Below are 26658 nucleotides of genomic sequence, written 5' to 3' on the forward strand. Positions count from 1 at the left end.
AGGTGCGATATCTGATAACTCTATTATTAAGCATGGCGGTGCTAGTCACCGCCGGTTGTGGCTTTCGTTTACAAGGAACCACTCAGGTTCCTGAAGAACTGAGAACCCTTCAGCTTAGTACGTCGGACCCTTATGGTCCGCTAGCTCGCGCTGTGCGCGAGCAGCTACGTCTTAGCAATGTAAAAATTGTAGAACATGGACGCGCAGATATTCCGGTACTGAAAATTACCGGATCATCTGAAAATACAGAAACAGTATCAATCTATCAAGATGGTAAAGCAGCAGAAAAACAGCTGAATTTCTATCTGAATGCTCAGGTAATTATGCCTGATGGTGCTGTATACCCATTGCAAAGCCGAGTTGAGCGTGCATTCTTCGATAACCCATTAGAAGCACTAGCAAAAGATGCTGAAAATGATTTAGTTAAGCAAGAAATGCGTGAACAAGCTGCGCGTATATTGGTTCGTAAATTGTTAATTATCCATAGCGCAGAGCAACAAAAAGCCGAAGCGCGTAATGCGATTCAACCGACCGATACCGTAACTCAGCAATGACACGTATCTATCCAGAACAACTGTCCTCTCAATTGCAAGATGCATTGAGAGGGAGTTACTTGCTGTGGGGCAACGAGCCTCTGCTGTTACAGGAATGCCAAGATAAAATTCGTCAAGCCGCCCTGCATCAAGGGTTTACTGAACATTTTAGCTTTTCATTAGATGCTCAAACTGATTGGGATGAAATTTTTTCTCTCTGTCAATCCATGAGCCTATTTGCAAGCCGTCAGATATTAACCTTGATGTTGCCTGAAAATGGCCCCAATGCGGCCATGGCTGAAAAACTAACTCAATTATCGACACTGCTACATTCTGATCTGCTGTTAATTTTGCGTGGACACAAACTCACCAAAGCTCAAGAAAACAGCCGTTGGTTTAAAGATATCAGTAGCAATGGGTTATACATCAGTTGCTTAACCCCTGAGTATCAGCGCCTACCACAATGGGTGGCTCAACGAGCTAAACATTTGGGGCTCACTTTAGAAGAGCAAGCCAATCAACTGTTATGTTACTGCTATGAAGGCAATTTATTAGCTTTATCGCAAGCGCTTGAGCGCTTATCTCTGCTGTACCCTGATGGTAAATTGACCCTGCTACGCGTTGAAACGGCGGTCGATGACGCGGCGCATTTTACTCCATATCATTGGATTGATGCACTACTGGCGGGTAAACCTCAACGTGCATGGCATATATTAAATCAATTACATCAAGAAGATATGGAAGCTGTTATTTTACTGCGTTCAATTCAACGTGATTTAATGTTATTGCTTACGCTCAAAAAACAATCGACACACACCCCATTAAAAAACTTATTTGATCAGCATAGAGTCTGGCAAAATAGACGCGCGTTGCTCTCCAGTGCTCTGCAACGATTAAGCCTAGCGCAATTACAATCGGCCATTCAACTACTCACGCAAGCCGAACTAAAAGCTAAACAAGATTATAGCCAACCGGTATGGCCTGATTTAGAAACCTTATCGATGCTACTGTGTGGTAAAACCTTACCGGAGAGTTTGATTGATGGGATTGAATAACCCAGTGCCAGCCTCATTAGGATTACAAGCTCTATTTGGCGGAACGTTCGATCCTATTCACTATGGTCATTTACGCCCTGTCGAAATGTTGGCAAAAACTACCGGCTTAGCGCAGGTTATTTTACTGCCTAACCATGTTCCTCCTCATCGACCACAACCCGAAGCTAGCGCCCAGCAGCGGGTTGCGATGGTAGAATTAGCCATACAAAACAATCCGTTATTTAGTTTGGATACGCGTGAATTAGCCCGAGAAACTCCCTCTTATACTCTCGACACGCTCCGCGAACTGCGCCATCAACTAGGCCACCAGCAGCCGCTCGCCTTTATCATAGGCCAAGATTCTTTGTTATCGATTAATACTTGGTATCAATGGGAAGAGTTACTGCAAAATTGCCATCTTTTAGTCTGCGCGCGTCCCGGTTATGCGACCCGCTTCGCACAGCCTGAAATGCAACAGTGGCTAGAGACTCATCAAACTCGCGATCCTGCACAATTATCGGTACAACCACACGGATTAATCTTTCTCGCAGATACGCCATTAATTAATATTTCAGCCACCGAGATTAGAAACCGCTTACATGCGGGCGATTCATGTGCTGATTTATTACCGCCCGCCGTATTACGCTATATTCGCCAACATTCACTGTATCAAGACTAGTTTTTCAGAAAAGACAGGTGATCAAACAAATTCAGGTCTGAAAAATTAGAGTAATTTTCTCCATTGATTAGCGGAGGGATAAGGTAAAAAGTAACGTTGTTGGCTCAAATAATCATCTGGATGTCGCTGCAATAACTCCAGCATAAACTCGATAGGCTGAGATAGATTAGCTCGCTGATGGCGATAGTCGTCGATTAATTGTGTCAGTTGAGCTTTTTCATCGCCGCTAATATTCTTTTTAAAATAACCTTGTAAATGAGACAACGTGTTCGATTGATCGCCTCGTTTTGGTGGATTCGAGGTTATCGCCAATAAATAATCACAATATTCTGCAAAAAAAGCTGCCAAATTAGGCATTTTATATGCATCAGCGATCATCTTGCCCGATTTTTTATAACCGGCTTGCGAATATGACATGAATAAATATTTATATTTGCTATGAAATTCAATCAAGGATTTCACTGACAAATTATCCTTATATTGCTGTAATTCATTCAGCATAAATACACGCTGCATAAAATGGTCTAATGCTACCGGATCGGTCATGTCTGTCATGCACAATGTTGGTAATCCGCGACACTCAGGTGCAATTTTCTCAGCAAAAATAATTCCTGCTATTTTAATTTCTTCTTCAAACTGATCACCAACCTGCTGTAAATTAAGCTCAGAAGAAAGACATTGAATCAGCTTATTATTCCGTTCCGCGGCGAAATATTCATTCCAATCTTCAGCGGATAAATAAACTCGGATATTAGGTTTTGTTTTCATAGTGAATTACATTTATTCCTTAGCCGATTATTCGCTATTTTATCAGCGAATTAGAATAACTATTAAAATGAGGACTGTATCTTAATCAACGGATAAGATACGCCAAGGATCAACTGACAATTTTTTACATATACTTGCATCAACTGATAGTGAAGCTAGCTAATTTATTTTAGTATAAATAGCTGAAGGAAAAATATATCGATGCATTATTATACGCATGTTATACAAGCAACTATACCGGTAATGACACTGATAACTGTATATGCATTAATCTGGCTTGTCTGGCCTGAATACACGCTAGGTTAGCGTAAAAAACACTGAGTTAGGGTTAAAAAGGTGTTATTATAGGAAATTCTCGGTTGTAAATTGACAAGCTAAATTCAGCTGTTATTCTTTCGGCCGAGGTTTTTAAGACATAGGCTTTAAGACATGCGTTCACTGTATTGGCGGTCTTTAACGGTTATCTGAGTTTGTTAACTCGGTGCCATTATCGAAATGTCGTTGTTAAAATGTCCGGGCTGAAATATCAGCGCTATATTCAGCGCGATATCAGAACTAAAAGCCTCTATTATTCTAGAATACACTACCTGCTCATCAAAATTCATTGATAATAATTTTATCGATGGAATAAGGTATCAGGCTAGCAAGCACCATTAGCGCTATTCTAAAATAGAAACCGAGCAGAGACATCGTCACTACTATCATCGCTAAAAGCGTGTTTTAACCATTTAATAGATTAATTTATTTTGAGGGTGAACCTTTTGCAAGGAACTGAACTCCAACAATTTATCATTGCTAGACTCGAAGATTCAAAAGCTGAAGATATGGTAACTATCGATGTTCGAGGAAAATCTAGTGTTACTGACTGTATGATCATCTGTACGGGAACTTCTAGCCGTCATTTGGCATCTGTTGCCGATAAACTGATTGATGAATGTCGCAAAAATGGATTACAACCACTGGGTGTTGAAGGTCAAGGTGTTTCTGACTGGATTGTTGTTGACCTAGGTGAAGCTATTGTTCATGTTATGCAAGACGAAAGTCGTCGCATGTATGAGCTGGAAAAACTCTGGAGCTGAGTTTGAAATTACAACTCATTGCTGTCGGAACAAAAATGCCGGACTGGGTTCAGACCGGCTTTATGGATTATCTGCATCGTTTTCCTAAAGATATGCCATTTGAATTAACAGAAATTCCCGCAGGTAAACGCGGTAAAAATGCTGATATCAAGCGTATCTTAGAAAAAGAAGGTGAGCAAATGCTCTCCGTTGTTGGTAAAGGTAACCGTATTGTGACGTTGGATATCCCAGGCTCGCGCTGGGATACGCCTCAGTTAGCTGGGCAACTTGAGCGCTGGAAGCTAGATGGACGGAATGTTAGTTTGCTAATTGGTGGTCCCGAAGGTTTAGCCCCCGCATGTAAAGCCGCCGCAGAACAAAGCTGGTCACTTTCACCATTAACCATGCCCCATCCACTGGTGCGTGTTCTGGTGGCTGAAAGTTTATACCGCGCGTGGAGCATTACCACTAATCACCCCTATCATCGGGAATAATCACGTTGTTATCACTGGCTTTAATCTGGCATTGGGATGAAAAATAAACGCACCCCTTTTCGCGACCATACCGCTGAATCTGTTCTGTTCATTCGCCGGGCTCTCGTAGCATTTGGCGTTATTGTCATATTAAGCGGAATTCTTATGGTCAATCTGTATAACCTACAGATTGTTCGCCATGATGATTATCAAACGCGCTCCAATGATAACCGCATAAAATTAGTCCCAATTCCACCTAGCCGCGGGATTATTTTTGATCGCCATGGCGTACCTTTGGCACTAAATCGTACCATCTATCAACTTGAGATAGTGCCCGAAAAAGTCAGTAATTTAGCCGATATGTTTGAGCAATTGCGCGATGTAATTGGCTTAACCGATGAAGATATCGCTAATTTTGAAAAAGAACGCAAGCGTTCACGTCGTTTTACGTCTATCCCACTAAAAACGCCCTTAAATGAAATCCAAGTTGCGCGTTTTGCTGTTGATCAATATAAATTTCCCGGCTTAGAAGTAAAAGGCTATCAGCGGCGTTATTATCCTTATAACTCAGCTCTTACTCACGTTATTGGCTATGTAGCTAAAATTAATGATAAAGATGTCGAACGCTTAGATAAAGAAGGCCTATTAGCCAATTATGCAGCCAGTCATGATATCGGTAAGTTGGGTATCGAACGTTATTATGAAGACGTTTTACACGGTAAAACGGGCTATGAAGAAGTCGAAGTCAACAGCCGAGGGCGAGTTATCCGCCAGCTGCATGAGCAACCACCGCAAGCTGGTCGTGATATCTATTTGACTATCGATCTTGAATTGCAATCTTATATCGAACAATTGCTCACTACGAGTAGAGCGGCAGTGGTGGTGACCGATCCGCGCAGCGGAGAAATATTAGCGCTCGTATCAAACCCCAGTTATGATCCAAATTTATTTGTTAATGGCATTTCAAATACCGAATATCAGGGTTTGCTAAATAATCCCGATCGCCCATTAATTAACCGTACTACCCAAGGGTTGTACCCCCCTGCTTCGACTGTAAAACCCTTTATTTCAGTTGCCGCACTGAGTGAAAATGTGATCACTCCAAACACTACAATTTTTGATCCTGGCTGGTGGCAATTACCCGGTTCAGAAAAACGTTATCGTGACTGGAAACGCTGGGGCCATGGTAAATTAAATGTAGTTAAATCGATTATTGAATCCGCTGATACTTTTTTCTATCAGGTTGCCTATGATATGGGTATTGATAGATTATCAGATTGGATGATTAAATTCGGCTTTGGTGATTATACAGGCATCGATCTTTCCGAAGAACGTGCTGGTATTATGCCAACCCGTGAATGGAAACAAAAACGCTATAAAAAACCGTGGTATCAAGGAGATACTATTCCTGTAGGTATAGGCCAAGGATATTGGACCGCGACCCCAATTCAGATGTCAAAAGCGCTAATGATCTTGATTAATGACGGTATCGTTAAAACGCCTCATTTGTTATATGGTACTAAACTCGGTAATGCCATGGTGCCTTATGAACAAAAAGAAACTATCCATATAGGCGATATTCATTCCGGTTATTGGGAATTAGCTAAGCAAGGCATGTACGGTGTAGCTAATGCGCCGAATGGAACGGGACGCCGCAGTTTTGTTGGTACGCCATATAAAGTAGCCGCCAAATCAGGTACCGCACAGGTCTTTAGTTATGAAACCTATAATGCCAGTAAATTGGCCGAGCATTTACGCGATCATAAATTGATGATTGCCTTTGCTCCCTATGAAAACCCTACCGTTTCAGTCGCTATTATTTTAGAAAATGGCGGTGCAGGTCCCGCAGTTGGTGATATCGTTCGCCAAATTTTTGACCATATTTTACTCGAAAAACCAAGTACCACATTGCCGACCAATCCCCCTTTAGGGCTGGAGGAAGACCGTTAATATTATGACTGACGACAAAAGAAAATTATCGCTGTCTATGCGTCTGCATATTGACGTTCCGATGCTCTTAATTATTGCCGCACTTTTAGCCTATAGCGCTTTTGTGATGTGGAGTGCTAGCGGGCAAGACATCGACATGATGGAACGCAAACTTACCCAGATAACCAGTGGTATTGTGGTGATGTTAGTGATGGCGCAAATTCCGCCACGAGTTTATGAGAATTTTGCGCCGCATTTATATATAGTTTGTGTGATTTTGCTGATTTTTGTTGATGCCTTTGGTCAAATTAGCAAAGGGGCTCAACGCTGGCTTGATTTAGGCATTATTCGGTTTCAGCCCTCAGAAATTGCCAAAATAGCGGTTCCGCTGATGGTTGCGCGCTTTATGAATCGCGATCTTTGCCCGCCATCCCTAAGAAATACCGCCATTGCGTTAGTATTAATTTTTGTTCCAACGCTGTTGGTCGCCGCACAGCCAGATTTAGGCACCTCAATTTTAGTTGCCTCCTCTGGATTATTTGTCCTGTTTTTAGCCGGTATGAGCTGGCGATTGATAGCTATTGCCGGTATCGCATTAGCCGCATTTATTCCAATTCTGTGGTTTTTCTTAATGCATGATTACCAACAAGCTCGGGTTATGATGTTACTCGACCCAGAAAGTGATCCTCTCGGTGCCGGTTATCATATTATTCAGTCCAAAATAGCTATTGGCTCCGGGGGATTATTTGGTAAAGGTTGGTTACATGGAACCCAATCACAACTTGAATTTTTACCCGAACGCCACACTGACTTTATTTTTGCCGTGGTCGCCGAAGAGTTAGGATTGGTTGGGGTGATTATTTTATTAGCGCTGTATTTATTGCTCATCATGCGAGGCTTATATATTGCTGCAAATGCACAAAATACCTTTGGTAGAGTCATGGTCGGGGGGTTAATGTTGATCTTATTCGTCTATGTCTTCGTCAATATCGGTATGGTGAGTGGAATTTTACCGGTGGTCGGCGTTCCACTACCGCTGGTTAGCTATGGCGGCTCTGCACTGATTGTCTTAATGGCTGGATTCGGTATTATCATGTCGATACATACACACCGAAAATTCCTTTCGAAAAGTTTATAACATGAGGCTATGTATGCGTTTTCAATGGATTATGCTTGGCGTTACCGCGGCGTTGCTCAGTGGCTGTGTAACTGATAATAACAGCAACAAACAACCGAGTAATCTACCTGTGGTTCCGACACAAGATGTTTTAGGCGCGGAGCCGCATTACGAGCCATATCACCCTTCGGCCAACAATGATTATCAGCGTAATGGCCAAACTTATTCTATCGTTCGCGATACCTCACAATTTAGCGAAATAGGTTTTGCTCATATTTTTGGGCAGGAATCTAGCGGTAATATGACCGCCATTGGTGAACGTGTTGATCCTGCTGAATTAACGGCTGCTCATCCTACATTACCTATTCCGAGTTATGTGCGTGTCACCAATCTAATTAATGGCCGCATGATGGTGGTCAGAGTTAATGATCGTGGGCCTTATATGCCGGGTAAAAATATTGCATTATCCCGCGCAGTAGCCGATCGTTTAAATCTGATGCCAACCTCACGGATTAAAATTGATGCTATCAAAGTCGATCAAAATGGGACGCTTTCAGGACCTGGCACCCAAGGCTCTAACTTTGTAAAACAGAGTTATGCTTTACCAGGGCGCCCTCAATTAGGGGCTGGACCGATGGGAAATCCAGTAATGGAAGATTTACCTGTTCCTGCGACAGCTCTACCAGCTGCTCAGCCGAGCGAGCCAATGCAGCCGCTGGTGGATGAAGCCCCACTCAACGTGAATACCTCTACGCCAGTCTCTGCTGAAGTCTCAGAAAGCGCGGAGCCGGTGGTCCCTGAAAGAGGTTATATGGTGCAAGTTGGTGCTATCAGTAACCAAGCTAATGCTCGCGAATGGCTAAATAAACTCAAAGGGCAATTCAGTGCACCGGGTCGAGTCCAACCATATAATAATATTTATCGGGTACAATTAGGGCCATTTAATGACCGTAACCAAGCGGTGACGATCCAAAGCCGTTTGCAATCAGAGCTTAATCAATCATCAATGATTATTAATCCTTAATTAGATTGATTGCGTAACAATAGTTATTTAAGTGATAATTCAATATGCTCATAGGCGAAAATTATTTCTATTAATAAGCACTCTTTTAGATAGTCTTTAATTGATTAAAATAATACCGCAAGACTAGTAAGCTGAATTACCGCAAATATACTACAATCGGCATAGTAACTAGAAAAGAATAATTAATTTTCGATTTCTAACTAGACTGTGCCTCTTTTATTAACTAAAGCCACGGATGTTAATTCAACAACCATGAAATATGCTGTCACTTCACGTCTAATTCGCAATGCTACACTGGGTATTGCCTTTGCTTTTTCTGCGATCAGCTATGTACAAGCTGATGATATCAATCTTAAAACCATGATCCCTGCCGCACCAGATATTGATGCAGAAGCTTATATCCTGATTGATTATAATTCAGGTAAAGTCCTTGCGGAAAAAAATGCCGACCAGCGACGTGACCCTGCAAGCTTGACTAAAATGATGACTAGCTACGTTATCGGCCAAGCTATACGCTCAGGAAAAATCGGTGTCAATGATATGGTTACCGTTAATGAAGATGCTTGGGCAACCGGTAATCCTGTGTTCAAAGGCTCATCATTAATGTTTCTTAAACCCGGTGATAGAGTTAGCGTATCTCAATTAACCCGCGGAATTAATTTACAATCTGGTAATGATGCCTGTGTCGCTATGGCAGATTACGTTGCGGGCGACCAAGCAAACTTCGTTCAGTTAATGAATACCTATGTTAAACAATTAGGCTTACAAAATACCTATTTTCAGACAGTTCACGGTCTAGATGCCGAGGGGCAGTATAGCTCAGCTCGCGATATGGCACTGATCGGGCAAGCACTGATCCGCGATGTACCTGAAGAATACGAAATCTATAAAGAAAAAGAATTTACCTTTAACAACATTCGCCAAACCAATAGAAATGGTTTGTTATGGGATAAAAGCCTCAATGTCGATGGAATTAAGACCGGGCATACCAATGCTGCGGGCTTTAACTTAGTAGCTTCTGCAACTGAAGGCGATATGCGATTGATTTCTGCCGTTATGGGTGGAAAAAGCGGTAAAGGTCGCGATGCGGAAAGCAAAAAATTGCTGACTTACGGTTTTCGTTTCTTTGAAACGGTTAAACCGCTACAAGCAGGTACTGAATTTGCAGCTGAAGCAGTATGGTTTGGTGACGCAGATAAAGCCAAATTAGGCGTCGCTGAGGATCTATATTTGACGATCCCTCGTGGGCGCTTAAAAGACTTAAAAGCCAGCTACGAGTTGAATACTGCCGAACTCAATGCACCTTTAGCGAAAGGCGCCGTGGTTGGTACCATTAATTTCCAACTCGACGGTAAAACCATCGAACAGCGCCCATTAGTAGTGTTACAAAATATTGATGAAGGAGGTTTCTTTAGCCGCCTAATTGACTACATCAAATTACTGTTCCATCGCTGGTTCAGCTAACCCTTGAAAACCAGATAAACTACCCCAACATAGTTAACATCTGAATGACTATAATTGTTATTTTCAGGCAAATAAGCCGTAATCACAGTTTATTTGCCTGTCTTTATGGGCGAGTTATTGGCTAACTCATGAATTGAAGATGCCCGTGTAGCCATTATATAGGCCGAGCAAACTTCACTAACAATTAATAAGATCATCATTATTTCGCTATTAGGAGCGCCCATGAAAACCAAATTAGATGAACTGCTTGAATTTCCATGTTCTTTTACCTACCGTGTAATGGGTATGGCTGAGCCAGAATTAGTTGATCAAGTGGTTGAAGTTGTCCAACGCCATGCACCAGGTGATTACTCTCCAGAAATTAAACCGAGCAGTAAAGGCAACTATCACTCCGTTTCTATTACCATTAATGCGACGCATATTGATCAAGTTGAAACACTGTATGAAGAACTAGGCGCGTTAGAACTGGTCAAGGTTGTACTGTAATTACTTACCTAATTTGATTAAACCCGAGCACTGAGAAGTGCCCGGGTTTTTTATGCATCTCGAATTAACCGACTTAAAACTAACGTATATTCACCGATATTTAACATTTGAAAACTAGCAGTAAATCCGGTTGGACGTTATACTGCCAGTACATTTTATAATGTGGATGTTAAAAAATTGCCTGCTAAAATATTACCCTTCGATAAACTATCTGCAGAAACACTGCCTGCTAGAACACTGATTGTTCGTCAATTGGGCTTACAATCCTATCAATCTGTCAGCGATGCGATGCATCAATTTACAGAATCTCGCACTGTAGATACTGTGGATGAATTATGGCTAGTTGAACACCCGAAAGTATTTACTCAAGGGCAAGCAGGTAAAGCTGAACATGTTCTAGCACCTGGGGATATCCCGGTCATTCAAAGTGATAGGGGTGGGCAAGTCACCTACCACGGTCCCGGCCAGCAAGTGATGTATGTGCTACTGGATCTCAAGCGAAATAAAATTGGCGTAAGAGAACTGGTCACGGCAATTGAAAATACAGTCATCCGGACATTAGCAGCCTTTAATATTTCTGCCAATGCGCGTCCTGATGCCCCCGGAGTTTATGTCGAGGGATGTAAAATTTGCTCGCTTGGATTACGTATTCGCAATGGCCGTTCATTTCATGGTCTGGCATTAAATATCGCGATGGATCTTGAACCGTTTAGGCGAATTAATCCGTGTGGCTATCAAGGTTTACAAATGACCCAAATGCAGGCATTTGTGCCTGAAATTAGTTTAAATGATGTTCAGCCCGTGCTAATTAAACAATTCTGTGACGTGCTAGGATTTCATCTTGTTCAATAATAATGCTATAATTTTTTAACATTTTTAAACTATTTTTTAATGTGTGATTTTAAGGTGATCATCGGTAATAACCGCGGATCTAGATTAGTCATCGAGTATTAGCTCGCTGCACAGTTAATCCTAAGATCGAAGAGATCTGGCATTAATCGGCGAAGGTTAATCTGCTGTCTTTGTCGAAACCTTGAATCATCATCCTAGAATCTAACTGGAACCGGCATAATTATGAGTAAACCAATTCAGATGGAGCGTGGCGTTAAGTATCGTGACGCAGATAAAATGGCGCTAATTCCGGTCAAAACAGTTGTGACCGAACGTGAAGAGATTTTACGTAAACCTGAGTGGATGAAAATTAGACTTCCCGCAGATTCCAGTCGTATTCAGGGTATCAAAGCAGCTATGCGTAAAAATGGCCTGCATTCAGTGTGTGAGGAAGCCTCTTGCCCTAATCTGTCTGAATGTTTCAACCATGGCACGGCAACTTTTATGATTTTGGGCGCCATTTGTACTCGCCGCTGCCCTTTCTGTGACGTTGCGCATGGTCGCCCAACTACACCAGATGCCAATGAGCCACATAAATTAGGCCAAACCATTCACGATATGGCACTGCGCTATGTCGTTATCACTTCGGTTGATCGTGATGATCTACGTGACGGTGGTGCGCAACATTTTGCGGACTGTATTACCGCTATTCGTGAAAAAAGCCCCAATATAAAAATTGAAACATTAGTTCCCGACTTCCGTGGACGTATGGATAAAGCGTTAGAAATTTTAACCGCAACACCACCAGATGTCTTCAATCATAATCTTGAAAACGTTCCACGTATTTATCGCCAAGTACGCCCAGGCGCAAACTATGAATGGTCGCTAAAATTGCTTGAGAAATTTAAACAAGCACATCCTGATATTCCAACTAAATCAGGTTTGATGGTCGGTTTAGGCGAAACTAATCAAGAAATCATTGAAGTAATGCGGGATTTACGCCGGCACGGCGTCACCATGTTAACTCTAGGTCAATACTTGCAGCCAAGCCGTCACCATTTGCCAGTAAAACGCTATGTTAGCCCTGCAGAGTTTGAAGAAATGAAGGCCGAAGCCATTGCAATGGGCTTTACCCACGCAGCTTGTGGTCCGTTTGTACGTTCTTCTTATCATGCGGATATGCAAGCGAAAGGCGAAGAAGTTAAATAAAAGAAATTAGATACGAAGATTAACCGGTTCATTTAGCCGTTTTTCTAAATAATAATTTTTAGAGAAACGGCTAATATAATTTATTCAGATAATCGAGATTATCCTACCATCCAATTATCCTTAATTTTTCCTCATAGCTTTATTCCACAACTATTACTTAATCATCTCTTATTTATTGCCTCACCATTCCTTAACTATTAAAGCAATTAACCTGCTCTAGGCTTGTTTTATCAAATTTTAGACAAATAAAAACTCGTCTTTCATTTTATAGAAAAGACGAGTTTATAAAGCTGTTTGTATCGTTTAATGCGAAATAATTAGATCGCGAAAACGTTTACAGCTGAAGGGCCTTTAGCACCGTCAGTGATTTCAAATTCAACTCTTTGGCCTTCAGCTAATGTTTTGAAGCCATCGCCTTGAATTGCAGAGAAATGAACGAATACATCTTTGCTACCATCTTCTGGAGTGATAAAACCGAAACCTTTAGATTCGTTGAACCACTTAACGCTACCTTTAACTTTTGACATCAAATATTACCTTTAATAAAAAATAGACACACCATAAGTGTCCCCTACAGTACAGCAGATTGTTAAGCCTGTTGTCTACAACTTAGATCACGAAAATTGATTAAAATCGCAAAAAAACGATTAATCGCTCGATAAAAAGACAATAAACGTTAATTATTATCAATTATATTAATTAACTCACTTTATTATTTTTATGCTACAAATTTATTAATTCATAGATATCATCATCATTTCGAGCTAATTAGACCAATTTTCTACCTGCTTCATGGGCTAAAAGCCAGTCTTTTATATTCAACCCCCCCGTATAACCGACTAGTTTTCCATCATGCCCTATAACGCGATGGCAAGGGATAATTAATGAAATCGGATTACGTGAGTTGGCCATTCCTACAGCTCGACAATAATTAGCAGAGCCTAATGTCAGCGCTAAGTCTTTATAGCTCCAACGCCCCCCAAATGGAATTTTACGCAGTTGTTGCCAAACTTTCTGCTGAAACTCAGTTCCCTGAGGATTAAGCGCTACAGAGAAACTTTTACGCTTGTGGCTAAAATATTCTTTCAATTCTTTAGCGCATTGCTTGGTATGGATATTTTTTTTCTCTTGATAAGCTTGATCATCAACAAAATAAATCGTAGTAATTCCTAATTCATCAGCTGTAATTTGTACCCACGGCCGAGGGAACAACGCTGGTGTCGCCACATAATGATAATACATACCCTCTCCAGATAGATAATTAACATGATCGTTTATCCAGTTATAAAGCAAAATATATGTTTATAGCAATGATATTTTTTCTCAGCCTTCTGACAGAGAAAGTCATCGTAGCTGGATAACTAAAAAATATTTTTTGCTAAAAATATATTCTTAGTGTTAATAACTGCTTATCAACAAATTAGAATAATTATCATTCAAAAACCAAATAACACTATATATAGTGCGGTTGAAAGAGTTAATTACAATATGTAGTATTGGGTCACTTCGTTAGCCATACAATTCTATCCAATTGCTACAAGGTGATAAAAATGACTGTCGTGACAATTTACAGCAAACCCAACTGTGTACAGTGCAATGCAACCTATCAAGCGCTTGAACGAAAAAATATCCCTTACCGCGTTATCGATTTAACTCAAGATAATACTGCATTAGATTTTGTACGCCAGCTCGGTTATCAACAAGTACCTGTAGTGGTAGTGGGTCAAAAGCATTGGTCTGGATTTCGTCCTGACATGCTGCTGGGTCTTTAGCCCTAAATAGTAAGTTGGACTACACCGCCTAAACCGCATGTCTAAACTGAATTCCCAAATTATATCAGCCTAGAAATATCCAGGAGCTGTCCATGAAGCTACCCATAAAAACACAGCCACTTATCTACTATTCTAGTCGTTCAGAAAATAGCCATCGTTTTGTTACCAAGCTTGGATTGCCCGCGACTCGGCTACCCATGAATGCTGAAGATAATACATTGATAGCGACTCAGCCCTATATCTTGCTTCTACCAACATATGGGGGAGGAGGAATTAAAGGGGCGGTGCCTAAACCCGTCATTCGTTTCTTAAATATTGCTGAGAATAGACAATTTATTCGAGGCGTAATCGCTGCGGGCAACACTAATTTTGGAACAGCATTCGCACTGGCTGGCAATATTATTGCTGAAAAATGCCAAGTCCCCTACTTATATAAATTCGAGCTGTTGGGCACAGAAACAGATGTCCGCTTAGTACGCGAAGGACTCGAACGTTTTTGGCAGCACCACACAAGTACCGTACTGTAATAATCAATATAGAGCGAGCACAAATGCCTCAATTACACAATAATCTAACCGTTGACTATCATGCATTAAACGCCATGCTCAATCTTTATGATAGCCAAGGTAATATTCAATTTGAACAAGATAAACTGGCTGCGCATCACTACTTCCGCCAGCATGTAAACCAAAATACAGTGTTCTTTCATGACCTAAAAGAGAAACTTGATTTTCTAGTCAATGAAAATTATTACGAATCATCCGTGCTGGAACAATATGATTTTGCTTTTATCAAACAATTATTTCAGCAAGCCTATCAGCATAAATTTCGCTTCCAGACTTTTTTGGGCGCCTTTAAATATTATACTAGCTATACTTTAAAAACCTTCGATGGCAAACGCTATTTAGAGCGCTATGAAGACCGTGTATGCCTGGTTGCTTTAACATTGGCACAAGGTAACCCAGAGGTCGCCTCATCGCTGGTCGACGAAATCATCACTGGACGCTTTCAACCTGCAACGCCGACCTTTCTTAACTGCGGTAAAAAACAACGTGGCGAGTTAGTCTCCTGCTTTTTATTGCGGATAGAAGATAATATGGAGTCGATTGGCCGGGCCGTTAATTCTGCATTGCAATTGTCGAAACGTGGGGGAGGTGTCGCATTTCTATTAACCAATCTCCGAGAAGCTGGTGCGCCAATTAAATTAATTGAAAACCAATCTTCTGGCGTTATTCCAGTAATGAAAATGTTGGAAGATGCATTTTCATATGCGAACCAGTTAGGTGCACGTCAAGGCGCTGGAGCTGTTTATCTACACGCTCATCACCCTGATATTATGCGCTTTCTCGATACTAAACGTGAAAATGTCGATGAAAAAATACGCATTAAAACGCTATCACTCGGTGTGGTTATTCCTGATATCACCTTCCAGTTAGCCAAAGATAATCAGGATATGTATTTATTCTCGCCTTATGATATTCAACGAGAATATGGCGTAGCAATGTCAGAAATCAGTATCAGCGATAAATACCATGAACTGGTTAATAATAAAGATATACGCAAACAAAAAATAAAAGCCCGTGAGTTTTTCCAAACACTGGCCGAAATTCAATTTGAATCTGGCTATCCCTATATTTTATTTGAAGATACCGCCAATCGAGCCAATCCTATTCATGGCCGAATCAATATGAGTAATTTGTGCTCTGAAATTTTACAAGTGAATAGTGCCAGTGAATACGATGATAATTTAAACTATCGCCATATAGGTAAAGATATCAGCTGTAATCTTGGCTCGATGAATATTGCTAAAACCATGGATTCCCCCAATTTTGCTAAATCTATTGAAATCGCGATCCGTGCATTAACATCAGTATCTGACATGAGCCATATTCATTCCGTACCATCTATAGAGCAAGGTAATCATCAATCTCATGCTATTGGGTTAGGGCAAATGAATTTACACGGTTATCTTGCTCGTGAAAAAATCTATTATGGCTCAGAGGAAGGAATTGATTTTACAAATATTTATTTTTATGCGGTTACCTATCATGCATTAAAAACTTCCAATCAATTAGCCATAGAACGAGGGCAAACGTTTAACGGCTTTGAGAATTCAACTTACGCCAGTGGCGAATATTTTAATAAATATATTGAGCAAACATGGCGACCAAAAACTACAACTGTGGCAGCTTTATTCGATAAAGCGGGGATCATATTGCCTAGCCAAGACGATTGGGTGCAGCTAAAACGCTCAATTATGACGTATGGGATTTATAATCAAAATCTTCAGGCGGTTCCCCCCACAGGGTCAATATCTTATATCAATAACTCTACATCGAGCATTCATCCTATCGTATCTCGAATAGAGATCCGCAAAGAAGGAAAACTCGGTCGAGTCTATTATCCTGCGCCATTTATGAATAATGATAATTTAGAATATTATCAAGACGCTTATCAAATTGGCCCAGAAAAAATAATTGATACCTATGCAGCAGCAACTCAGCATGTTGATCAAGGCTTATCATTAACGCTATTTTTCAGAGATGAAGCGACTACACGCGATATTAATCGGGCGCAGATTTACGCGTGGAAAAAAGGAATTAAAAGCCTCTATTACATTCGATTAAAGCAAATTGCTCTGGAAGGCACCGAAGTCCAAGGTTGTGTTTCATGCACTCTATAATAGGAATAGATAAAATGAGCGAAGCGACTCCCCTCCGTCTAATTAAGGCAATAAATTGGAATAAAATTGAAGACGATAAAGATTTAGAAGTTTGGAATCGGTTAACGACTAATTTCTGGCTACCGGAAAAAATACCACTTTCAAATGATCTTCCGTCTTGGAATACATTAACTGATGCTGAAAAGAAATTAACTATTAGAGTCTTTACTGGGCTAACACTATTAGATACTTTACAAAATACCGTTGGTGCTCCCAAATTAATGGATGATGCGCTTACTCCCCATGAAGAAGCTGTGATGTCGAATATCTGCTTCATGGAAGCGGTACATGCTCGTTCTTATAGCTCAATGTTTTCTACTTTATGTCTGGCAGCCGATGTTGATGAAGCCTATCGTTGGAGTGAAGAAAATCTATTCTTACAAAATAAAGCCAATATTATAATGTCTTATTATTGCGCCGATCACCCTTTAAAGAAAAAAGTCGCCAGTGTTTTTTTAGAATCCTTTTTATTTTATTCTGGTTTCTATTTACCTATGTATTGGTCAAGCCGAGGAAAGCTAACTAATACAGCCGACTTAATTCGATTAATTATTCGTGATGAAGCCGTACATGGCTATTATATTGGTTATAAATTTCAAAAGTCCTTAGAAAAATGCGATGACGATATAAAGAAGGAAATTAAAGATTTTACTTTTTCATTATTATTAGATCTTTATGACAATGAGATAAAATATACAGAAGAATTATATGATACTGTAGGATGGACTGAAGACGTCAAAAAATTTCTGCATTATAATGCCAATAAATCCTTAATGAATTTAGGCTATGAAGCATTATTTCCAGCAGAAATGACGGATGTTAGCCCTGCAATATTATCGGCATTATCTCCAGATGCAAATGAAAATCATGATTTCTTCTCTGGATCAGGTTCTTCTTATATTATCGGTAAAGCAGTTAATACCGAGGATGATGATTGGGATTTCTAGTCCACCCGTCAAGATAAATCAATTTATCTAATGAAATCGCAACCCATTGAATAAAATCAACTTTAATTCAATGGGTTATTTTATCACCCAAAACACATCAATAACCTCGTCATTTACATGCTCATTGAAGTAAATAATTCATTTTTTACGATTAATCCATCAAGAAAATATCAGATTAATGTCTATAAATGGACAAAATCACAGAATAATGTTTAAATTTATTAATCAATAGTGTGCATATCTGTATTTATTTTTACGATGATAAATATCATCCTATAATCTAGAAATACGTATTTATTTTATATTTTAATTTTCACCTAATTAATGTAATAAAAATCACTGATTTATAATTTTAAATCATACCGTTAGATAAGAAACAGAGAATTATTAATAGCTTAATAATTGAGTAAATTATTCGATAAAATATAAAATCCACAATCTTTTTTTCTCACGCTAGATAGCTAATTATTTGATTAATTCCATTGAACATAGGGTTGTATGGCTGACTCAGTATGCTAGGGTATACCGCTGTCTTAAATTAATGGATTATTAAATTTATTATGAATAATTTAATTAAATACGGATTAGATTTAACTAGAGAAATTTAGTGTTGAAATTTAATCCTGAGTATTTTCAAATAAACTAATCAGTTAACGAGAACAAGTCGTTAACAAAAATGAGTTTTAAAGATTACTCAAAAATTCAAAAAATTTTCGAAAAGAAAATACAATATAAATATAGATAAAAATAATTACTAAGTAAGGCTAATTTATTCACCAAACAAAAAATAGGAATACTATTTATTTATGGCGATAAAACTTGAAGTTAAAAACTTATATAAAATATTCGGGGAACATCCAGATCAAGCATTTAAAATGCTTGAATCAGGCATGACCAAAGATCAGATTTTTGAAAAAACAGGGCTAACTATTGGTGTACATGACGCCAATCTGGCAATTGAAGAAGGCGAAATCTTTGTTGTTATGGGGCTATCGGGCTCCGGCAAATCAACACTGGTGCGCCTCCTCAATCGTCTGATAGACCCTACAAGGGGACAAGTACTGATTGATGGCCAAGATATTTCGAATATCTCCGACAGCGAATTGCGCCAAGTTCGACGCAGCAAAATCAGTATGGTATTTCAATCGTTCGCATTAATGCCACATATGAACGTAATTGATAATACAGCATTTGGTATGGAGCTAGCAGGTATTCCTAAAGACGAACGCCATCAAAAAGCATTAGATGCACTAAAGCAAGTTAATTTAGAAAATTGGGCATACTCTTACCCTGATGAATTATCAGGCGGGATGCGCCAGCGTATTGGGCTTGCTCGAGCACTGGCAAATGATCCTGATATCTTATTGATGGATGAAGCATTTTCTGCACTTGACCCATTAATTCGTACCGAAATGCAAGATGAGCTTTTGTCATTACAAGGCGATAAACAGCGAACTATCGTATTTATTTCCCATGATTTGGATGAAGCAATGCGTATTGGTGATCGAATTGCCATTATGCAAGGCGGCGATGTGGTTCAAGTCGGTACACCAGACGAAATTCTGAATAATCCGGCCAATGATTATGTTCGTACGTTTTTCCGGGGTGTCGACGTTAGCCAAGTTTTTAGTGCCAAAGACGTTGCACGTAGACGCCCTGATGCGCTGTTGCATATTGCCCAAGGCTTTGGTCCTCGCTCTGCGCTTAAAGTGCTGAATGACGAAGACAGAAGCCATGGATACCTAATTTCACGTGGACACACCTTTGTCGGTATTGTCTCTGTTGATTCTTTAGAGCATGCGCTGCGTGAAAAACAAGATATCGATGCAGCCATATTAAGTGATATTCCGACCATTAATGCGGATACCCCACTTAACGAACTAATCTCTGTCGTCGCCCAAGCGCCCTGTGCAGTGCCCGTTGTTAACGACAATAATCGTTATGTTGGCGTAATTTCGAAAGGAATGTTACTGCAGGCTTTGGATAAGGAGACACCGAATGAGTAATACCACTTCACAAGAAACCAATACTGTCGATCCTTGGGCGGCAAGCAGTACGCCAAATAGCACGGATACTCAGGAAAATGTCACGTCGACCGACCCAGCAGCCGATCCTTGGGGAGCGTCATCAACCCCTGACGGTACTGATCCTTGGGGAGGAAGCACTGAAGGCGCAGATCAAGTTAGCGCCGGAGGTGGCACTGATTGGCTTGATGTACCTGCCGACAGTATTCCTGCCGACAGTTTTAATTTAATGGATCCGTTTCAGCACACACTGATCCCTCTCGATTCCTGGGTCACTCACGCTATCGATTGGGTCGTGATTAATTTTAGACCGGTGTTCCAAGGGATACGTGTTCCGATCGATTTTATCCTCAGCGGCTTTGAGCAAATGTTGCTGTCGCTCCCCTCGCCGATAGCAATTATTATATTTGCTTTAATTGCTTGGCAGCTTTCAGGTCGGGTCATGGGTGTAGCAACGTTTATTGCCATGATAGCAATAGGAGCCATTGGCGCATGGTCTGAAGCGATGGTAACGTTAGCACTGGTACTTACATCGTTATTCTTTTGTATCATTATCGGCCTTCCCTTAGGGATATGGCTGGCACGCAGTGATAGAGCAGCCAAAATTATCCGGCCGATATTAGATGCCATGCAAACAACACCAGCCTTCGTTTATTTAGTACCGATTGTCATGCTATTTGGTATTGGTAACGTACCCGGTGTCGTGGTAACCATTATATTTGCGCTACCACCAATCATTCGTTTAACCATTTTAGGGATTAAACATGTTCCTGCTGATTTAGTTGAAGCAGCAGAATCGTTTGGTGCCAGCCCGAAACAATTGCTGTTTAAAGTTCAGCTCCCTTTAGCTATGCCGACCATCATGGCCGGAGTTAATCAAACATTGATGCTGGCACTTTCAATGGTTGTTATTGCTTCGATGATAGCCGTTGGCGGTTTAGGTCAAATGGTACTACGAGGTATTGGTCGACTCGATATGGGTCTCGCCTCAGTAGGCGGTGTAGGTATCGTTATTCTGGCAATTATTCTGGATAGATTAACTCAATCATTGGGTAGAGACAGCCGTACTAAAGGCCCGCAACGTTGGTATCAAACTGGTCCAATCGGAGCTATTACCAAATTAGTCGGTAAAAAATAACGCATATAATATCTATCAACCGGAGGGTAGCCCCCTATCCTCCGCCCATTCAATCTCACGCTGTTTAACTCAGCGAATAACTTGCCAAGGCAAGTCATATGACAACTGATAGAGGCCATAATGAAAAAGACAGTCATCTTAGCAGCTGCCCTGACAACGCTAATGAGTACCACGGTATTGGCGAATGATAAACCGGGGAAAGGAATTAAAGTTCAACCCGTTCAAAGTACGATTTCCGAAGAAACATTTCAAACATTACTGGTCAATAAAGCCCTAGAGCAATTAGGCTATGATGTACAACCGATAAAAGAAGTTGATTATAATGTTGCATACTCCTCCATAGCTTCTGGCGATGCGACCTTTCTGGCCGTTAGCTGGGTACCTTTACACAATACCCAATATGAAGCCGCAGGTGGTGACAAAGCGTTCTATCGCCAAGGTAATTATGTCACTAATGCCGCTCAAGGTTATTTAATCGACAAAAAAACCGCCGATAAATACCATATAACGAACATTGAGCAACTTAAAGATCCTAAAATTGCTAAGCTTTTTGATACCAATAATAATGGTAAGGCCGATTTAACCGGGTGTAATCCAGGCTGGGGTTGTGAAGCGGCCATTAATAACCATCTTAAAGCCTATGGTTTGACTAACAGCGTTGATCATAATCAAGGCAACTATGCCGCGATGATGGCCGATACCATAACACGTTATAAAGAAGGCAAACCTATCTTCTATTATACGTGGACACCTTACTGGATAAGCGATGTATTAAAACCGGGGCGCGATGTTGTATGGTTAGAAGTTTCCTTCTCATCTATGCCTAACGGTGAAAAAATTGATACCAAATTACCAAACGGTAAAAATTATGGCTTCCCAGCAAATACCATGCATATTGCTGCCAATAAACAATGGGCTAAAGAGAACCCTGCTGCTGCGAAATTGTTTGAAGTCATGAGCTTACCAGTAGCTGATGTCAACGCTCAAAACCTAAGAATGCACAATGGCGAAGCGTCAGAAGCTAATATCGAACGCCATGCTAATGGTTGGATTAAAGCGCACCAGAAAACCTTTGATGGCTGGGTTGAGCAAGCACGCCAAGCCGCCAATAAATAATCATTTAATCGGGGTTTTTAATCCCCATAAAAGCTAATGTTCACAATGGTCATTATTGAATTAACTCTATAATGACCGTTTTTTATCCGCTGACATCAATACATTGATAGCCAACACCACGGCATTGATAACCAACAACACTACATAAATCGCTTCAATGGAATAACGTAATTGAATATATTTATATATATTAATCACCTTATTTTATTTTTCGGATAGCAACATTAATGAAATCAACCCCACAAGCCGAGCTTACCCCAGGTCTTGTTCTACTGATGGCGATTGCCACCGGACTCGTGGTTGCCAGTAATTATTATGCACAACCATTATTAGATACCATTGCTGTACAATTTAACTTAACCACGAATATGGCCGGGTTTATCGTTACCACCGCACAATTAAGTTATGCCGTAGGATTGCTGCTTTTAGTTCCCCTTGGCGATCTTTTTGAACGGCGTAATCTGATTTTAATCATGACCATATTATCAGCTTGTGGTCTATTGGTGACCGCCCTGGCCAACAATATCTGGTTAATTTTATTAGGAACAGGATTAACAGGATTATTCTCTGTAGTAGCTCAAATTCTCGTACCATTAGCCGCCACTCTCGCCAAACCCCACCAGCGAGGAAAAGCCGTTGGCTTTATTATGAGTGGTCTATTACTGGGAATTTTGTTAGCTAGAACACTTTCTGGTGCGATGGCTATGATTGGCGGATGGCGGGCTATCTATTGGCTAGCTTTCTTCATACTGATGCTGTTAGTGGTGATAATGTGGCGTAAGTTACCGCGTTATCAGTCCCCGATAGAATTAAATTATGGCCAACTATTGGGCTCTATTTTCCAGCTATTTTTTACGACTCCCGTATTAGCAGTGAGATCGATATTAGGCGGATTAGCTTTTGCCAATTTCGCCTTATTATGGACAGCCATGGCTTTTTTATTAGCCGGCGAGCCGTTTAATTTTTCAGACGGTATTATAGGTCTGTTCGGCTTAGCCGGAGCGGCGGGAGCATTAATGGCCTTACAAGCTGGACATTTAGTGGATAAAGGGAAAGGTAAAAAAGTCACTTTGATTAGCCTGATTCTTTTACTACTCTCTTGGATACCGATTGGTTTCGCCAAAGAGTCTTTAATCGGCTTTATTATCGGAATTTTAATTCTCGATTTAGCGGTGCAAGGGCTTCATATTACTAATCAAAGTACATTATACCGGATCATGCCAGAAGCTCGCGGCAGACTCACTGCGGGCTATATGACCAGTTATTTTATCGGTGGTGCTCTGGGGTCTTTAGCATCGGGATATGCTTATCACTATGCGGGATGGTACGGTATCGCTATCACCGGAGGTATTCTTTGTTTGATAAGCTTAATCGTTTGGGCCTTCGGTGCTCGTTTCGATCCTATCATCGAGGATAATAAAAGCTAATTAGCCTCTTTTACTCTGTATTTATTGTCTACCATCAAGCTGATGCGCGATTAATCGCCATCAGCTTTTTATAGATAGACGTTTATAGTCTTTTTTATCGAATATTTCTTATAGCTCCCTGTTTATAGGCTATTTTTTATAGTCCGTTGCTTATTGACTATATCCCTCATCAAATAGTGCTTATAAAGAAAGAAAATAGTAACCAGACTACTTAAAACATTCTATTATAAATCAGATAGATAGAATATATTTACATGTTCGAGTTAACGAGATTAATTATCATCTACCCCATTTATAATCATCAGAAAAAATAATATTTAAATCTAAAAAATCATCATGAAATTACCATAAAAATCCTGCTTATCGCCCAAAAATAACATCCATAAAATACTCTTTAGTAAAAAAAAATAATTTAATACCTTAACGGTATTATTTCTTTAAAGAAAATAAACAATTGGCACTATTAAACAAAAACTTATTTTTTCTTCAGTGATACAATAAATCAACCATCTAGATTAATTAGCTCATATTAATTTAGTAAAAATAAAATTGAATTAGTTATTTTTCATTTTTATAAGAATATAACTTAGCAGTACTTATGCTAAGCAACCACATAACATGCTATAAATAAAGGCTTTTTTGTTTTTATAGTTATTTTGATTTTAATCGACAGCGCATTTATTAATAGTTTCATTGGTATAAGTTTAACTAAAACAACTCATTTTAGTTATTTTTACTTACATTAGTAATAATATTAATAAAAATATCTCTGCCACTTTTTTTGGATTAACATTCGTAAAATTTATGAATTAGGTATCATTATCAAAATAAATTCGATGAGATCAAATAACTCTAATTGCTAAATTTAGCGTTTAATATACCATTTAGAAGGTTGATGACAGTTGTTATCTTACCAACTGAAACTAATAAGGTATCTAAATAATGGAAAGTTCATTTAAACCAACAGAAGAACTACTAAATACACGAGTAACACAGCAAAATGCATTAAATAAAACGATCCCTTATCAGGAGATTCTATTAACTCGCTTATGTATGCATGTGCACGGTAAATTATTAGACTGCCGCAATCATATGCTTAAATCCCAAGGAATTAATGAGACGTTATTTATGGCTCTAATGATCTTGGATACCAAAGAATCACGCAGCATTCAACCGTCAGAATTAAGTGCAGCATTAGGTTCATCACGGACTAATGCCACTCGAATTGCCGATGAATTAGAAAAAAATGGCTGGATAGAACGCAAAGAAAGCCAAAATGATCGCCGCTGTTTGCATTTACATCTGACCGATAAAGGCACTGAATTTTTAAACAGTCTTTTACCGCCTCAGTACGACTGCCTCCGCGATATTTGGTCGGTACTAGATACCACAGAGAAAGCACAATTAGATAAACTAATGCGTAGTCTGCTCACAAAACTTGATAATTTAGGTTTTGATGCAGCAAAATAGCTATATAAGTAATACGTTTAATGTATTTGAGCCATTTTTTGACTAAATGAATAAAAAAAACTTCTCAGTTAGCGATAATTCATTATCCTTTCATCTATAAGCTAACAATATTTTCGTTATACGATCTCAATTATTGTCAGCACTACTTCCAGTGAGGTTATTAACCACTGGAAGTAGTCACGTCTTAGTGTCTAGATTTACATCAATTCGATCCCAATGAAGAAGAACACGGAGAAACACCCGATGAGTGTTAGTGAGGATATTAAACACACGCCACGCAATAATAAAAAGAAACAACGTCGTAATATATTATTATTACTCTCTTTTATTTTTATTATTGTTGGTGTTGGCTGGTTTGCTTATTGGTTCCTCATACTCAGGCACTATGAAGCCACAGATAACGCCTACATTGCAGGTAACCAAGTACAAATTATGTCTCAGGTTTCTGGTAGCGTAATGACAGTTAATGTCGATAATACTGATTACGTTAAAAGTGGCTCAGTATTAGTTGAATTAGACCCAAAAGATGCCCTATTAGCATTAGAAAAAGCCAAAACAACATTGGCTAATAATGTCCGACAAACCCACCAGCAAATAGTTAATAGCAAGCAATATCAAGCGAATATTGCTTTACGCCGTTCCGATCTGAATCGGTTACAAAACGATTTAAAACGTCGTGAAGTTCTGGGAAATAGTAATCTGATAGGTAAAGAAGAATTACAACATGCGCGCGAAGCTGTAATTAGTGCTAAAGCTGCATTAGATGTTGCTATCGAACAATTTAATGCTAATCAAGCCATTATCCTTGATACGCCAATCGATAAACAACCTGCTGTCGAGCAAGCGGCGACTGAAGTCAAAAATACTTGGCTTGCCTTACAACGTACTAAAATTGTTAGTCCTGTCGATGGCTATGTATCACGTCGAAGCGTACAAATTGGTGCACAAGTCACACCCGCTAAACCATTAATGGCCATTATTCCAGCCGAAGGCATGTGGATTGATGCAAATTTTAAAGAAACACAACTGGCCGATATGCGAATTGGCCAGCCTGCCAAGGTTATTACCGATTTTTATGGTGATGACCTCGAGTTTAAAGGCACAGTTGTTGGGCTAGATATGGGAACAGGCAGTGCATTTTCCTTATTACCCGCACAAAATGCCAGCGGTAACTGGATAAAAGTCGTTCAACGCTTACCTGTCCGAATCGCCTTAGATCCTCTTCAGTTAGAAGAACATCCATTACGTATTGGTTTATCTGCCAATGTAACTGTTGATACCCAAAATAAACAGGGGAAAGTGTTATCAAAAAGCACACGAATCACTCCCGCGTATCATACTTCTGCTCTGATGATTGATATGTCCCCGGCAGACCAAATAGTTACTGACATCATTAATAGTAACTCTGGTAACCAGTAATCAGAGGAACATAGCGTG

Annotated in this window: 25 protein-coding genes; 22 read left to right on the top strand and 3 right to left on the bottom strand. The window is 39.9% G+C overall.

Annotation, left to right across the window (positions count from 1 at the left end; genetic code table 11):
- Positions 1-2: 2 nt before the first annotated feature.
- From lptE to nadD, 3 genes are read left to right on the top strand one after another with little or no spacing between them, the layout of a single operon-like run.
- Positions 3-554 carry an LPS assembly lipoprotein LptE gene (lptE, locus tag M992_RS13520; RefSeq protein ID WP_053909059.1) on the top strand — a complete coding sequence of 184 codons (552 nt, stop codon included), beginning with the start codon at positions 3-5 and terminating at the stop codon, positions 552-554.
- Complete coding sequence (gene holA / locus M992_RS13525) at positions 551-1588, top strand: DNA polymerase III subunit delta (protein WP_053909060.1); 1038 nt, start codon at positions 551-553, stop codon at positions 1586-1588. Before lptE ends, holA begins: the two co-directional genes overlap by 4 nt.
- On the top strand, positions 1575-2246 hold the full coding sequence (nadD, locus tag M992_RS13530) for a nicotinate-nucleotide adenylyltransferase (protein WP_053909061.1): 672 nt from the start codon (positions 1575-1577) through the stop codon (positions 2244-2246). The genes holA and nadD overlap by 14 nt, the downstream gene beginning before the upstream one ends.
- Before the next feature lie 45 nt (positions 2247-2291).
- Here nadD and M992_RS13535 read toward each other — a convergent pair whose 3' ends face one another.
- Positions 2292-3014 (bottom strand): YbgA family protein, encoded by a 723-nt coding sequence (locus M992_RS13535; protein ID WP_053909062.1) that lies wholly within the window; start codon positions 3012-3014, stop codon positions 2292-2294.
- 752 nt (positions 3015-3766) lie between these two features.
- Here M992_RS13535 and rsfS point away from each other — a divergent pair.
- The 9 genes from rsfS (at position 3767) to lipA (ending at position 12605) form a co-directional block, all read left to right on the top strand.
- Positions 3767-4093 carry a ribosome silencing factor gene (gene rsfS, locus M992_RS13540; protein WP_072165968.1) on the top strand — a complete coding sequence of 109 codons (327 nt, stop codon included), beginning with the start codon at positions 3767-3769 and terminating at the stop codon, positions 4091-4093.
- A 2-nt stretch (positions 4094-4095) separates the two neighbouring features.
- Positions 4096-4566 (top strand): 23S rRNA (pseudouridine(1915)-N(3))-methyltransferase RlmH, encoded by a 471-nt coding sequence (gene rlmH, locus M992_RS13545; RefSeq protein WP_047255768.1) that lies wholly within the window; start codon positions 4096-4098, stop codon positions 4564-4566.
- 36 nt (positions 4567-4602) lie between these two features.
- A complete protein-coding gene (gene mrdA, locus M992_RS13550) occupies positions 4603-6495 on the top strand; it encodes a peptidoglycan DD-transpeptidase MrdA (RefSeq protein ID WP_053909063.1) in 1893 nt (630 codons plus the stop codon).
- 4 nt (positions 6496-6499) lie between these two features.
- On the top strand, positions 6500-7612 hold the full coding sequence (gene mrdB / locus M992_RS13555) for a peptidoglycan glycosyltransferase MrdB (RefSeq protein ID WP_047255770.1): 1113 nt from the start codon (positions 6500-6502) through the stop codon (positions 7610-7612).
- 13 nt (positions 7613-7625) lie between these two features.
- Entirely contained in the window at positions 7626-8615 is a 990-nt protein-coding gene (rlpA, locus tag M992_RS13560; RefSeq protein WP_053909064.1) for an endolytic peptidoglycan transglycosylase RlpA, read from the top strand.
- Positions 8616-8867: 252 nt separating this feature from the next.
- Entirely contained in the window at positions 8868-10079 is a 1212-nt protein-coding gene (dacA, locus tag M992_RS13565; protein WP_053909065.1) for a D-alanyl-D-alanine carboxypeptidase DacA, read from the top strand.
- Between the two features lie 222 nt (positions 10080-10301).
- A complete protein-coding gene (gene ybeD / locus M992_RS13570) occupies positions 10302-10565 on the top strand; it encodes a DUF493 family protein YbeD (RefSeq protein ID WP_053909066.1) in 264 nt (87 codons plus the stop codon).
- 222 nt (positions 10566-10787) lie between these two features.
- Positions 10788-11417 (top strand): lipoyl(octanoyl) transferase LipB, encoded by a 630-nt coding sequence (gene lipB / locus M992_RS13575; RefSeq protein WP_134473808.1) that lies wholly within the window; start codon positions 10788-10790, stop codon positions 11415-11417.
- 222 nt (positions 11418-11639) lie between these two features.
- Positions 11640-12605 (top strand): lipoyl synthase, encoded by a 966-nt coding sequence (gene lipA, locus M992_RS13580; RefSeq protein WP_047255774.1) that lies wholly within the window; start codon positions 11640-11642, stop codon positions 12603-12605.
- Positions 12606-12922: 317 nt separating this feature from the next.
- Here lipA and cspE read toward each other — a convergent pair whose 3' ends face one another.
- The gene (gene cspE, locus M992_RS13585; protein ID WP_047255775.1) at positions 12923-13132 is read right to left on the bottom strand and encodes a transcription antiterminator/RNA stability regulator CspE; all 210 of its coding nucleotides are present in this window, start codon (positions 13130-13132) and stop codon (positions 12923-12925) included.
- A 241-nt stretch (positions 13133-13373) separates the two neighbouring features.
- Complete coding sequence (locus M992_RS13590; RefSeq protein ID WP_053909067.1) at positions 13374-13847, bottom strand: methylated-DNA--[protein]-cysteine S-methyltransferase; 474 nt, start codon at positions 13845-13847, stop codon at positions 13374-13376.
- A 308-nt stretch (positions 13848-14155) separates the two neighbouring features.
- Between M992_RS13590 and nrdH the strand changes: the two genes are divergently transcribed.
- From nrdH to emrA, 10 genes are all read left to right on the top strand, one after another.
- Positions 14156-14377, top strand: coding sequence for a glutaredoxin-like protein NrdH (gene nrdH, locus M992_RS13595; RefSeq protein ID WP_053909068.1), 222 nt, complete (start codon positions 14156-14158; stop codon positions 14375-14377).
- Between the two features lie 92 nt (positions 14378-14469).
- Positions 14470-14904 (top strand): class Ib ribonucleoside-diphosphate reductase assembly flavoprotein NrdI, encoded by a 435-nt coding sequence (gene nrdI / locus M992_RS13600; RefSeq protein WP_053909069.1) that lies wholly within the window; start codon positions 14470-14472, stop codon positions 14902-14904.
- 23 nt (positions 14905-14927) lie between these two features.
- Positions 14928-17060: a class 1b ribonucleoside-diphosphate reductase subunit alpha gene (gene nrdE, locus M992_RS13605; protein WP_072165969.1), complete on the top strand. Its 2133-nt coding sequence runs from the start codon at positions 14928-14930 to the stop codon at positions 17058-17060.
- A gap of 14 nt (positions 17061-17074) precedes the next feature.
- A complete protein-coding gene (gene nrdF, locus M992_RS13610; RefSeq protein WP_053909070.1) occupies positions 17075-18046 on the top strand; it encodes a class 1b ribonucleoside-diphosphate reductase subunit beta in 972 nt (323 codons plus the stop codon).
- Positions 18047-18852: 806 nt separating this feature from the next.
- The gene (gene proV, locus M992_RS13615; RefSeq protein WP_053909071.1) at positions 18853-20052 is read left to right on the top strand and encodes a glycine betaine/L-proline ABC transporter ATP-binding protein ProV; all 1200 of its coding nucleotides are present in this window, start codon (positions 18853-18855) and stop codon (positions 20050-20052) included.
- A complete protein-coding gene (gene proW / locus M992_RS13620; RefSeq protein ID WP_053909072.1) occupies positions 20045-21208 on the top strand; it encodes a glycine betaine/L-proline ABC transporter permease ProW in 1164 nt (387 codons plus the stop codon). Before proV ends, proW begins: the two co-directional genes overlap by 8 nt.
- Positions 21209-21328: 120 nt before the next feature.
- On the top strand, positions 21329-22324 hold the full coding sequence (gene proX, locus M992_RS13625) for a glycine betaine/L-proline ABC transporter substrate-binding protein ProX (protein WP_053909073.1): 996 nt from the start codon (positions 21329-21331) through the stop codon (positions 22322-22324).
- A 227-nt stretch (positions 22325-22551) separates the two neighbouring features.
- Complete coding sequence (locus M992_RS13630) at positions 22552-23751, top strand: MFS transporter (protein ID WP_053909074.1); 1200 nt, start codon at positions 22552-22554, stop codon at positions 23749-23751.
- 942 nt (positions 23752-24693) lie between these two features.
- The gene (gene mprA, locus M992_RS13635) at positions 24694-25221 is read left to right on the top strand and encodes a transcriptional repressor MprA (RefSeq protein WP_053909075.1); all 528 of its coding nucleotides are present in this window, start codon (positions 24694-24696) and stop codon (positions 25219-25221) included.
- A 243-nt stretch (positions 25222-25464) separates the two neighbouring features.
- Positions 25465-26640 (top strand): multidrug efflux MFS transporter periplasmic adaptor subunit EmrA, encoded by a 1176-nt coding sequence (gene emrA, locus M992_RS13640; protein ID WP_053909076.1) that lies wholly within the window; start codon positions 25465-25467, stop codon positions 26638-26640.
- Positions 26641-26658 lie beyond the last annotated feature (18 nt).

Origin of the sequence: Moellerella wisconsensis ATCC 35017, from assembly GCF_001294465.1 — a bacterium.
GTDB classification, from domain to species: domain Bacteria; phylum Pseudomonadota; class Gammaproteobacteria; order Enterobacterales; family Enterobacteriaceae; genus Moellerella; species Moellerella wisconsensis.

What these genes read in the sequence shown, in the direction of transcription:
- lipA (WP_047255774.1), top strand. Translation starts at nt 11,640, where the DNA reads ATGAGTAAACCAATTCAGATGGAGCGTGGCGTTAAGTATCGTGACGCA.
- proW (WP_053909072.1), top strand. Translation starts at nt 20,045, where the DNA reads ATGAGTAATACCACTTCACAAGAAACCAATACTGTCGATCCTTGGGCG.
- rlpA (WP_053909064.1), top strand. Translation starts at nt 7,626, where the DNA reads ATGCGTTTTCAATGGATTATGCTTGGCGTTACCGCGGCGTTGCTCAGT.
- holA (WP_053909060.1), top strand. Translation starts at nt 551, where the DNA reads ATGACACGTATCTATCCAGAACAACTGTCCTCTCAATTGCAAGATGCA.
- M992_RS13535 (WP_053909062.1), bottom strand. Translation starts at nt 3,014, where the DNA reads ATGAAAACAAAACCTAATATCCGAGTTTATTTATCCGCTGAAGATTGG.
- proV (WP_053909071.1), top strand. Translation starts at nt 18,853, where the DNA reads ATGGCGATAAAACTTGAAGTTAAAAACTTATATAAAATATTCGGGGAA.
- M992_RS13590 (WP_053909067.1), bottom strand. Translation starts at nt 13,847, where the DNA reads ATGTATTATCATTATGTGGCGACACCAGCGTTGTTCCCTCGGCCGTGG.
- ybeD (WP_053909066.1), top strand. Translation starts at nt 10,302, where the DNA reads ATGAAAACCAAATTAGATGAACTGCTTGAATTTCCATGTTCTTTTACC.
- nadD (WP_053909061.1), top strand. Translation starts at nt 1,575, where the DNA reads ATGGGATTGAATAACCCAGTGCCAGCCTCATTAGGATTACAAGCTCTA.
- mprA (WP_053909075.1), top strand. Translation starts at nt 24,694, where the DNA reads ATGGAAAGTTCATTTAAACCAACAGAAGAACTACTAAATACACGAGTA.
- nrdH (WP_053909068.1), top strand. Translation starts at nt 14,156, where the DNA reads ATGACTGTCGTGACAATTTACAGCAAACCCAACTGTGTACAGTGCAAT.
- mrdA (WP_053909063.1), top strand. Translation starts at nt 4,603, where the DNA reads ATGAAAAATAAACGCACCCCTTTTCGCGACCATACCGCTGAATCTGTT.
- nrdF (WP_053909070.1), top strand. Translation starts at nt 17,075, where the DNA reads ATGAGCGAAGCGACTCCCCTCCGTCTAATTAAGGCAATAAATTGGAAT.
- nrdE (WP_072165969.1), top strand. Translation starts at nt 14,928, where the DNA reads ATGCCTCAATTACACAATAATCTAACCGTTGACTATCATGCATTAAAC.
- proX (WP_053909073.1), top strand. Translation starts at nt 21,329, where the DNA reads ATGAAAAAGACAGTCATCTTAGCAGCTGCCCTGACAACGCTAATGAGT.
- dacA (WP_053909065.1), top strand. Translation starts at nt 8,868, where the DNA reads ATGAAATATGCTGTCACTTCACGTCTAATTCGCAATGCTACACTGGGT.
- mrdB (WP_047255770.1), top strand. Translation starts at nt 6,500, where the DNA reads ATGACTGACGACAAAAGAAAATTATCGCTGTCTATGCGTCTGCATATT.
- emrA (WP_053909076.1), top strand. Translation starts at nt 25,465, where the DNA reads ATGAGTGTTAGTGAGGATATTAAACACACGCCACGCAATAATAAAAAG.
- cspE (WP_047255775.1), bottom strand. Translation starts at nt 13,132, where the DNA reads ATGTCAAAAGTTAAAGGTAGCGTTAAGTGGTTCAACGAATCTAAAGGT.
- nrdI (WP_053909069.1), top strand. Translation starts at nt 14,470, where the DNA reads ATGAAGCTACCCATAAAAACACAGCCACTTATCTACTATTCTAGTCGT.
- M992_RS13630 (WP_053909074.1), top strand. Translation starts at nt 22,552, where the DNA reads ATGAAATCAACCCCACAAGCCGAGCTTACCCCAGGTCTTGTTCTACTG.